Below are 9,605 nucleotides of genomic sequence, written 5' to 3'. Positions count from 1 at the left end.
TCTTGACCTATTCCTCTACGATCTACGGGAAGGTCTAGGGCAAGACCCGGAAATTATTGATTATAACCGTGAACGATTCTGGCAAAGAATCTATGGTCATCCCGAGGGTGATGAATCAGACCTGATCCTAGAGCCGACGTTACTGGCTAAGCTCAAACAGGCAGAACGCTCAGAATCTAGGTTGGTGGAACTATTGGGTGCTGATGTGGTCAAGCATTTCGAGCGTCCTTTGGAAGGCTACTACTACCCTATCCAAATTGGTAACACTTACGCCCTTCAGGTAAACTGTTCCGGAGTCTATGCTGATGGGATCAGACAATCAAACCATTCACCCCAACCCATTACAAATATTAAGAAAATCCAAGGGGAAATTCTTGCCCACATCAATCATCAACCTGGAGCAATTGGTCAAACTTGGATCATGTGGGGTCAACTGTGTGACCGTGATCAAGACCCTACACAAATTGCCCTAGAATGCTACAAGCAACTGGTGTCTAAACCCGACTGGTCAAGAGACTTTCAAGCCCAAGGCAAAGTGCTAGGGGGTACTTTATTTGAATTTTGGCGTCCTCCCGCTGATTGGTCAGAGCCAGAAGCGATCAAAAACAACCATCATCTTTTAATTTGGTTGTTTCCCAAAAAGCGTTCTATTGATTCTATCATCGATAGCATTACTGGTATTTATATAGACTTAATTTACTTATTGTATTATCGTAACAAAATTCTTTGGGCTTATGGTGAAATTAACCGACCACTAGCAGAACTTAAAGCTGATCTAGTCTCAGTTAAAACTAGTATTGCTCAGATCAGCATGTTACCCCAAAATACATTAAAATTAAGGGAAATACTAAGCAATAATCTCAACCTATTGTCTCGTTATGCTACTAATTTAGGGATGCTGGATTCCCAAACCCAAACCATTAAAACCAATATCGAAGATTACCAACAACGATTGACTAAATTAAAACAGGTTTATCAACGGAGTGATTGGCACATTCTGAGAGAGTTTAGGGATTTAGCAGCTAGCCAATATCTGCAACAAGTGGAGATGGATCATGGGAGATTAAAGTCTGGTTTAACCTTACTAGAAAATCTAATTCGGACAGTAGATGGCATGACCCAAACTTACCAAACCCAGAGTAATCGTAGCTTACACCAAAGCATTGCTCTGGCTGGTGTGGGAGTAGCAACCAGTAGCATTACCGCTACTGTCCTAGTTAAACAACAACCCCCTGATAACAATACTATCTTTATCTTGACACCAGCTTTTGCCTGGAGTCTTCTCACTGGTGCGATCGCTACTTTGCTAATGTGGATAATTTTAAGGTTATTTGGTCGTTAAGGGAGTCGGGAGTCGGGAGCGGTGCGACCCGTGGCGAATTTAATTCGCCTACGGAAAGCGCACCGAGGGAGTCGGGAGTCGGGAGTCGGGAATAAAAATTATCACAATTTATTGACGATAGTATAATTTTTTTCGCATATCTTTCCAAGTTTATACGATTTAACGCGATTTACTTTTTCCGTATATCTCAATAAAATTACTCTTAAAAACAAACGAAATTTAATTTAAGATATTATATTTTTTTCCGATTCCTGATTCCCAATTCTTAATTCTTAATTCTTAATTCCCAATTCTAAATTCTTAATTCCCGATTCCCGATTCCCGATTCCCGATTCCCTGTTCCCTGTTCCCTGTTCCCTGTTCCCTTTCCTCTATGTACTTAAAAAAATCCCAAACCCCTTTATTACTGCTGCTGTGGATTACGATTGGGACCTTGCTCCGCTTTGCTAGTCTAGGGGTTTTACCTCCTTGGACTGATGAATGTGCCACAACAGTATTTAGCTTGGGTAACAGTTTTTACTCGTTACCTCTGAATCAGTTTATGGGAGTAGAAACCCTATTAAGCCCACTACAACCGTCTCCTGAAGCTGGCATTAGTGATGTTATTCATTATTTATTAACGGAAAGTACCCATCCCCCAGTTTATTTTGCTCTAACCCATCTGTGGCTGAAACTATTCCGATTAGAGGATGGTATGGTTTCGATTTGGGCAGTGCGATCGCTTTCTGCTTTATTGGGAGTAATCTCGATTCCTGCTATCTTTTGCCTAGGTCGGCTGGCCTTTCGCTCACTATTGGTAGGTCACATAGCAGCAGCAATGATGGCTGTCTCTCCTTTCGGGATTTTCCTAGCTCAACAGGCTCGTCATTATACTCTGGCTATTTTGCTGGTGATAGCATCTCTCGGTTGCTTGGTGAAAGCGGTAGAGTTAATCCACCGTGGTGAAGGGTTGCCCAGTTGGCTAGGGTTAGCGTGGGTGGGAGTGAATAGTCTGGGGATTGCTACCCATTATTTCTTTATCTTGACTTTAGGTGCGGAAGCGATCGCATTATTGAGACAAGCTTGGCGACAAACTCAGCAAGACCGACTAGCTTTGCTCAAACCTTACTGGTGGCGGATTTATGGAGTAGCTATGGGTTCCTTAGCGGGATGTTTAGTGTGGATACCGGCCTTACAAGCTATTCATGATAGTCCCCCTACCCAATGGATTTATAGCCAAAATGCGATCGCACGATGGATTGAACCCATAGGACGATTCCTACTATGGCTGTTCAGTATGGTTTTACTGCTACCTTCCTCTTTCTATGACCTATCCCTAGGAATTGTGATTGTTTCCGGTATAGTTACCTTAATCCTAGTGGTTTGGATAGTATCCCATCTCCGCTATGGACTGAAATTGCAGCAACTCGATCACCATAACCGTTTCGCTATCACCATCCTAAGGGACTATGTCTTGGCAGCAATTGGGTTATGTTTAGTCTTGACTTGGGGTTTCGGTATAGATTTAAGCACAGCCCCTCGTTTTCACTTCGTCTACTTTCCAGCAGTCATGCTGTTGGTAGCAGCAAGCTTAGGTGGTTGTTGGAATCAGATTGATCATTCCGCAGTTTTCAAGGGATCCCCCCTAACCCCCCTTAATAAGGGGGGGAAAGAGTACGGAAGTCTTATTCAGAGGCAGACAGAGCTGGGATCCCCCCTAACCCCCCTTAATAAGGGGGGGAAAGAGTACGGAAGTCTTATTCAGAGGCAGACAGAGCTGGGATCCCCCCTAACCCCCCTTAATAAGGGGGGGAAAGAGCAGGGAGCAGGGAGCAGGGAGCAGGGAAATGGAACAAAATTCGATGTACCTGATCGGGATGACAAAGGGTATACAGCAAATTCCGCCCCCCTAACCCCCCAAATTTGGGGGGAAATTGAGTCAAAGTCCCCCAGAATTGGGGGATTTAGGGGGCTTGCAGCTAAAAGCAGTGAGGTCAATTCATCTGAAAAAGGCTATAAGTCTTACTTTGGCAAAAGGATAGTTGTAGCGGTATGGTTGATTGGGCTGTTGGGTGGATTAGTGACAGTCTCGAATCTTGGTTATCTTCAGAACGAGCGCCCGGATCTACTAGTGTCTGTTGTTAAGGAAGCAAGTGAAGCGCCGGTTCTTGATGCAGTCGCTCATGGGGGAAACCCCCAAGACCGCGCTGCATCGCTTGCGATCGCAACGACCTACAAACACCATGGACAGACCGGGCGCATGATGGGATTAGCTTGGGGATTGAAAGGTATGGCTGTTGCTAATGGTTCTAATGGTAATTCCAGGGATTTTCCCCAATTTTTCTTAGTAGCTCGTGACCGGAATAGTTCCAGTTACCAGGATGCTGTGCAACAGTTACAAAAACAATTAAAGGAATTGCCACGACCACTAGACTTATGGTTAGTCAATTTCCGTACCAAAATTGACCTAGAATCTCAGCAATGTTTTCGAGAAAAGACCTCTCGAAAGTGGGCTGGTCAATACAACTATAAGCTTTATCGATGTGTTAATAATTAAGCAGTCAGCGGTCAGCCGTCAGCCGTCAGCGGTCAGCGGTCAGCGGTCAGCGGTCAGCGGTCAGCGGTCAGCGGTCAGCTTAACATAAACCTGTTTCAGTAGAATTTAATAGTTCGAGATTAATGAAAATTGAAGTAAGCATTCAGTGGTCAGTGGTCAGCTTATTTTATTCAAAATCACCTCAAGTAGCCTGGGCACAAGCCTTTGGCTGATAGCTGATAGCTGATAGCTGATGGCTAATAGCTGATAGCTGACTGCTGACCGCTGACTGCTTATTGCTTAAATAACAAGATAAAACCTAGTGAAAATACCATGGATAAAGACACTAAATTTGCTTTACTCGTAATTGCTATTCCCCTCTGTGGGTTAATTTATTGTGGCTCAGCAATAGCAGTGATGGTTTACAGCGAATATGTCAGAGAACATCCCTTGACATTTGGTACCCTTTTCCTACTAATTCCATTTGCTACCGGAGCATTCATTTGGCTGAGAGCTTCTGCTAAAGCTTATCGAGTCAAGGAAACAGAGAGAATTAAGAATTGAGAATTGAGAATTAAGAATTGAGAATTAAGAATTAAGAATTGAGAATTAAGAATTGAGAATTAAGAATTGAGAATTGAGAATTATACTGTCTGGATTCTACCGTCTGGATTCTACATTCTTAGTTCTCAATTCAACCTCATAACCTTCAACCTTCAACCTCATAACCTTAAACCTTCAAACTCATAACCTTAAACCTTCAACATCCTAACCTTAAACCTTCAACATCCTAACCTTAAACTCCACAAAAAAATAGCCGCAGAAATACTTTCCACGGCTAGAGGTTTTGATGATGACTACAATTTTTTAACCAAACCTAAACACAATCCCATGTCATGAGACCTGATGTCTTGGCCAGGGGGGTTACCCCCCCCTAATTTAGTTTAATCGATAATCAGGTACTTGGTCATCATCGTGATGAATTCCTCTGGGATTCCGGTCGGCTGAAGGGGGCTCCACTCCGAGATTTCCGCGTAACGCAGCGCATATAGGGTATGCATGGTCTTAATTATGGCCTTACGTGATCCTTTCAAAATGTGCTTAACTGGGTATTTTTTTGGAGAAGGTTCCTGAGGAGTATTAGCGGGAGTAATCTCTTCAGGATTGTTGTTTTCGTTTGGGATAAACTCTTCAGTCATCGTTAAAACCTTTGCTTGAAGTTTATATTATCATCATAATGATTGTAAATTATTTTGTCAAGGGTTTTTAGAAAATATTTTTTGAGGGAGTATTGAAAGAAAATGTACAGAATTGAGAATTAATAATTGAGAATTTAGAATTTAGAATTGAGAATTGGGAACAGTTGCGTAGGGTGTGTTAGGGGCGGACTTGCCCTAATTGTTTGCTTCTTAGCCAGCCTTGGTATAGTCCGCTCCGTAACGCACCACCAGGTCAAACAGCCAAAGTAAAATTCACAAAAAAAATGTTAGCGTTCGCGTAGCGTCTCTTTCAGAGAATCGCATTTTTTTGATAAGTAATTTTATCGAGAGTATCGGTAATAGTAAATCGAAAAAGTAATTAATTTTGATAATTTTTTGTTGTGCCCAGATCCGCTGTTCTCTACTTTACTACTTTCCTACCGGTGTATCTTATTTTTGCTGTTTGAGATTGTTGCTGTTTGAGCTTGTCCGCCTTAACCAACCAATATTCAGAGACTTAAGCAGTGATTAGACGGGTACATCTCATTTTCGATGTTTGACACAGTGGTGCGTTACGGGGCGGATCTTCCAAACCCTGGCTAAGAGGCGGAAAATGAGGCTCCCCTGAAGCACCACTAGCAACTTTTTTACAAAAATGAGATGCACCCGATTAGACTTACTTGGTAAACAGTCTATAATAAAAAGTTTTGGCTCTTTAATTAGCTCACCCTCGGGGACTAAAATGGCATCTGATGCTGTTAACCAGCATTTTCAATCTATAAAGAGTTATACTATTAAATATGAGCACTAAGTGCCTCAAAGATAGTAATACTAAAACCATTAGAAGAACAACAATTTGTTTGTTATAATGATTTTTGTTGGCTCTACTTGCCTTAAGCAGCTACATCACCCTATTCGCTTATGGAACTAGCAACACTCTCAGCAACAGCGATCACTACTCTGGCTTTCAAGAAGTTTCTGGAATCTGGAGCTGGGGAGTTAGGGAAAAAGTTTACTGAAATAGCAATTGCCAAGATGGATAACCTGCGTAAAATGATCTGGGACAAGTTACGGGGTAATCCTAAAGCTGAAAAAGCGATGATGGCAGTTGAACAAGGCTCGAACCAGGAATTAGACCGACTGGCTGTGTATGTGCAGGATGCGATGGAAGATGATCAGCAGTTTGCTTCCGAAATTAAGGCGATCGCTAAAGAAATCCATGCTGGTAAGCTGCAAGAAAACATCAGCATGACTCAGAATAATAGAAACAATACCATAAAAAATCAAACTCAGCTTCAGGCAGAGAAGTCATTTGTTGATGGGATACACTATCATAATTATTAGCTGAAGTCGTCCGACCGGGAACGGATAAAGTTAAATCCCCCCACTAACATTACTAATCGAGGCACTCCCCACTTTGTCGGGAGAAAAGATCAACTTGAACAGCTCCATCGGGAACTTCAAAACACCGATAAACTAGCAATTTGTGCCATTGCCGGAATGGGGGGTGTTGGCAAAACCGAGTTAGCTCTACAATATGCTTTAAGATATCAGCACAACTACCCTGGGGGTTTATGCTGGTTATCGGTGCGCGGTGGAGATCTCGGAACTCAACTTGTCAGTTTCGGGCGTAGGGAATTAGGATTAACGATTCCAGATGAACTAGAGTTCAACGACCAGGTAAGATACTGCTGGAGAAATTGGCCAGAAGGAACAGTATTAATTGTGCTGGATGATGTCCATTATTTCGGCAAGGACTATAAACAGAGAATTCAGCCCTACTTACCTCCAGCTCAATCCCGCTTCAAGGTGCTGATCACCAGCCGTCAGCGTCCAGGAGCTTCTTACCGACGGATTGACCTGGATGTACTTTCCCCTGAAGCAGCATTGGAATTATTGCGTACCCTTGTTGGACAAGAGCGCATTGATAAGGAATTAAATGCAGCAGAAGCTTTATGTAAATGGTTAGGGTATTTGCCCTTAGGTTTGGAGTTAGTAGGACGATATTTAGATATACATCCGAATTTAACCATTGCTAAAGTTCAGAAACGTTTAGAGAAAAAGAAATTAGCAGCTAAGGCGTTACTTTATCCAACAGAAGAAGGGGAAATGACAGCTCAGTTGGGAGTAGCAGCAGCATTTGAATTATCCTGGCAGGAGTTGCCATCAGAAGCCCAGCAGTTAGGATCTCGTTTGAGTCTGTTTGCTCAAGCTCCTTTTGAGTGGTTCCTGGTAGAGAATTGTGTTATCGAAACTGAAGATGAAGATGACTCGGAAGAAGAACAAGAAGAATTAGAAGAATTACGCGATCGCTTTCTGGTAAATCGTAATCTGTTGCAACTGACAGAATATAAAACCTATCGACTTCATCAACTAATTCGATAATTTTTCCAGACCAAGCTGGCTGAATTACCAGAGGCCAATAGCTACAAGCAAAGCTTTTGTAAGGCAATGGTGGCTATAGCAGAAAAAATTCCAAAAATTCCTTATACACCAACTAAAGAAATCACTGCAGTAGTTAGCCCCCTCATCCGTCATTTAGCCGAAACTGCTACTGTCCTAACTGACTGGATCAGGGATGAAGATATAATAAAGCCCTTTGCTAGCTTAGGGAAATTATATCACGGTCAAGGTATCTATGACCAGGCTGAACTGTGGTATCAGCAATGTCTAAAGATAACTAGAAGCCGCTTGGGTCACCACCATCCCCATGTGGCCGAAAGTCTCAACAACCTGGCTGGACTTTACTATGATCAGGGGCGGTATGATCAAGCCGAACCCCTCTATAAACGGGCATTGGATATGATAAAGCGGCTGCTGGGTGAAGACCATCCCGATGTGGCCGACAGTCTCAACAACCTGGCATTACTCTACTATGCTCAGGGGCGGTATGATCAAGCCGAAACCCTCTATATCGATGCTTTGGAGCTGTTGAAGAAGCTGCTGGGTGAAGACCATCCCGATGTGGCCGACAGTCTCAACAACCTGGCATTACTCTACCATGCTCAGGGGCGGTATGATCAAGCCGAAACCCTCTATAAACGGGCATTGGATATGATAAAGCGGCTGCTGGGTGAAGACCATCCCCATGTGGCCAAAACTCTCAACAACCTGGCTGGACTTTACGATGATCAGGGGCGGTATGATCAAGCCGAACCCCTCTATAAACGGGCATTGGATATGAGAAAGCAGCTGCTGGTGCTGTGTGAAAACCATCCCGATGTGGCCGACAGTCTCAACAATCTGGCTGCACTGTACTATGCTCAGAGGCGGTATGATGAGGCCGAACCCCTCTCTAAACAGGCATTGGAGATGAGAAAACAGCGGCTGGGTCACTACCATCCCGATGTCGCCCAAAGTCTCAACAATCTGGCTGCACTGTACTATGATCAGAGGCGGTATGATGAGGCCGAACCCCTCCATCAACAGGCATTGGAGATGAGAAAGCAGCTGCTGGGTGAAGATCATCCTGATATAGCCCAAAGTCTCAACAACCTGGCAACACTCTACCAAGCTCAGGGGCGGTACGATGAGGCGGAACCCCTTTTTGTCCAAGCATTGGAGATTGCCGAACGGAAGTTAGGCTTAAACCATCCTAACACGGTAACCTTTGGTGATAATTTGAAAAGGTTGCGCGATATCCTTAATAATACTTAATTTTTGAGGTATTTTCAGAATAAATTGGCTATTTGGTGCGATGTATTCATAACAATGACTAGTTATCAAAAGAAATTGTAATTCACCCTACAGGATTGACCTTTGGTCACGCTAAGCGATGCTCCTTTGGAGCCGCTAAAAGCGAACGCATTCTCAACCCAACAACCAAAGAATAGCTCTCTTTACCAAATTCCTATCAAAAGCGCTATAATAAAATATTACCCTATATTATTCCCACACCCCACACCCCACACCCCACACCCCACACCCCACACGTGAGGTCTTTGTCAAAAAACCTACCTTTATCAGCACTCCCCACCCGCTATTTCACGTAACTCCAAAATATTCTTCGGCCAACACTTGACATTTTTCAGTAAAGTGTAAGTATATAGACCCCAAAAGCAATTAGTGAAATTACTAGAACCATGAGTTTATCCCTAAAGCAGCTGACCGTTTATCTGACATTGCTGGGCTTGGGCGGAGGTGCAGGGGTTTTGGGTAGTCGCTATCTCATGGCAGAGCAAGAGGTAATCAGACGCCCACAAATCGTTCCAGCAGTATTACAACCATTCACGCCACAACGACCAACGGTTAAACCCCAGAGAAACCTGAATTTCATTGCTAAAGCGGTAGAGAAAGTAGGTCCGGCAGTGGTGAGAATCGATGCAGCCCGTCAGGTATCACGGGATATCCCACAACCGTTCCACAATCCCTTCTTTAGGCGCTTTTTTGGGGATGACCTGCCTATGCCAAAACAGCGCATCGAGCAAGGCACCGGCTCTGGGTTTATCCTCAGCTCCGATGGACGCTTGATTACCAATGCCCACGTTGTAGAAGGCACAGAGGAAGTTAAAGTCACCCTAAAAGACGGTCGCAGCTTTGACGGTCAAGT

Annotated in this window: 6 protein-coding genes and 1 pseudogene; 6 read left to right on the top strand and 1 reads right to left on the bottom strand. The window is 43.6% G+C overall.

The features are described from left to right. The 3 genes from F6K38_RS29305 to F6K38_RS29295 form a co-directional block, all read left to right on the top strand. Positions 1 to 1,342: hypothetical protein (locus F6K38_RS29305; protein WP_287358589.1), on the top strand; the 1,342-nt coding region annotated here is incomplete at its 5' end. Between the two features lie 373 nt (positions 1,343 to 1,715). Beyond that, a complete protein-coding gene (locus F6K38_RS29300) occupies positions 1,716 to 3,878 on the top strand; it encodes a glycosyltransferase family 39 protein (RefSeq protein ID WP_287358587.1) in 2,163 nt (720 codons plus the stop codon). 312 nt (positions 3,879 to 4,190) lie between these two features. Further along, positions 4,191 to 4,421: a hypothetical protein gene (locus F6K38_RS29295; protein ID WP_287358586.1), complete on the top strand. Its 231-nt coding sequence runs from the start codon at positions 4,191 to 4,193 to the stop codon at positions 4,419 to 4,421. A 380-nt stretch (positions 4,422 to 4,801) separates the two neighbouring features. Here the strand turns inward: F6K38_RS29295 and F6K38_RS29290 are convergent, their stop codons facing one another. Continuing rightward, entirely contained in the window at positions 4,802 to 5,056 is a 255-nt protein-coding gene (locus F6K38_RS29290; RefSeq protein ID WP_287358583.1) for a hypothetical protein, read from the bottom strand. A gap of 921 nt (positions 5,057 to 5,977) precedes the next feature. On the opposite strand from F6K38_RS29290, the gene F6K38_RS29285 reads away from it, so the two are divergent. From F6K38_RS29285 to F6K38_RS29275, 3 genes and pseudogenes are all read left to right on the top strand, one after another. Further along, the gene (locus tag F6K38_RS29285) at positions 5,978 to 6,400 is read left to right on the top strand and encodes a hypothetical protein (protein WP_287358581.1); all 423 of its coding nucleotides are present in this window, start codon (positions 5,978 to 5,980) and stop codon (positions 6,398 to 6,400) included. Between the two features lie 48 nt (positions 6,401 to 6,448). Further along, positions 6,449 to 8,713, top strand: a pseudogene (locus tag F6K38_RS44470) (tetratricopeptide repeat protein). A gap of 425 nt (positions 8,714 to 9,138) precedes the next feature. Beyond that, positions 9,139 to 9,605 (top strand): trypsin-like peptidase domain-containing protein (locus F6K38_RS29275; RefSeq protein ID WP_353737231.1); only part of this gene is annotated, 467 nt, incomplete at its 3' end.

Source organism: Moorena sp. SIO3B2 (genome assembly GCF_010692525.1).
GTDB lineage: Bacteria > Cyanobacteriota > Cyanobacteriia > Cyanobacteriales > Coleofasciculaceae > Moorena > Moorena producens.
The sequence above is the reverse complement of the archived record's forward strand: the minus strand, read 5'-3'. Positions and strand labels throughout refer to the sequence as shown.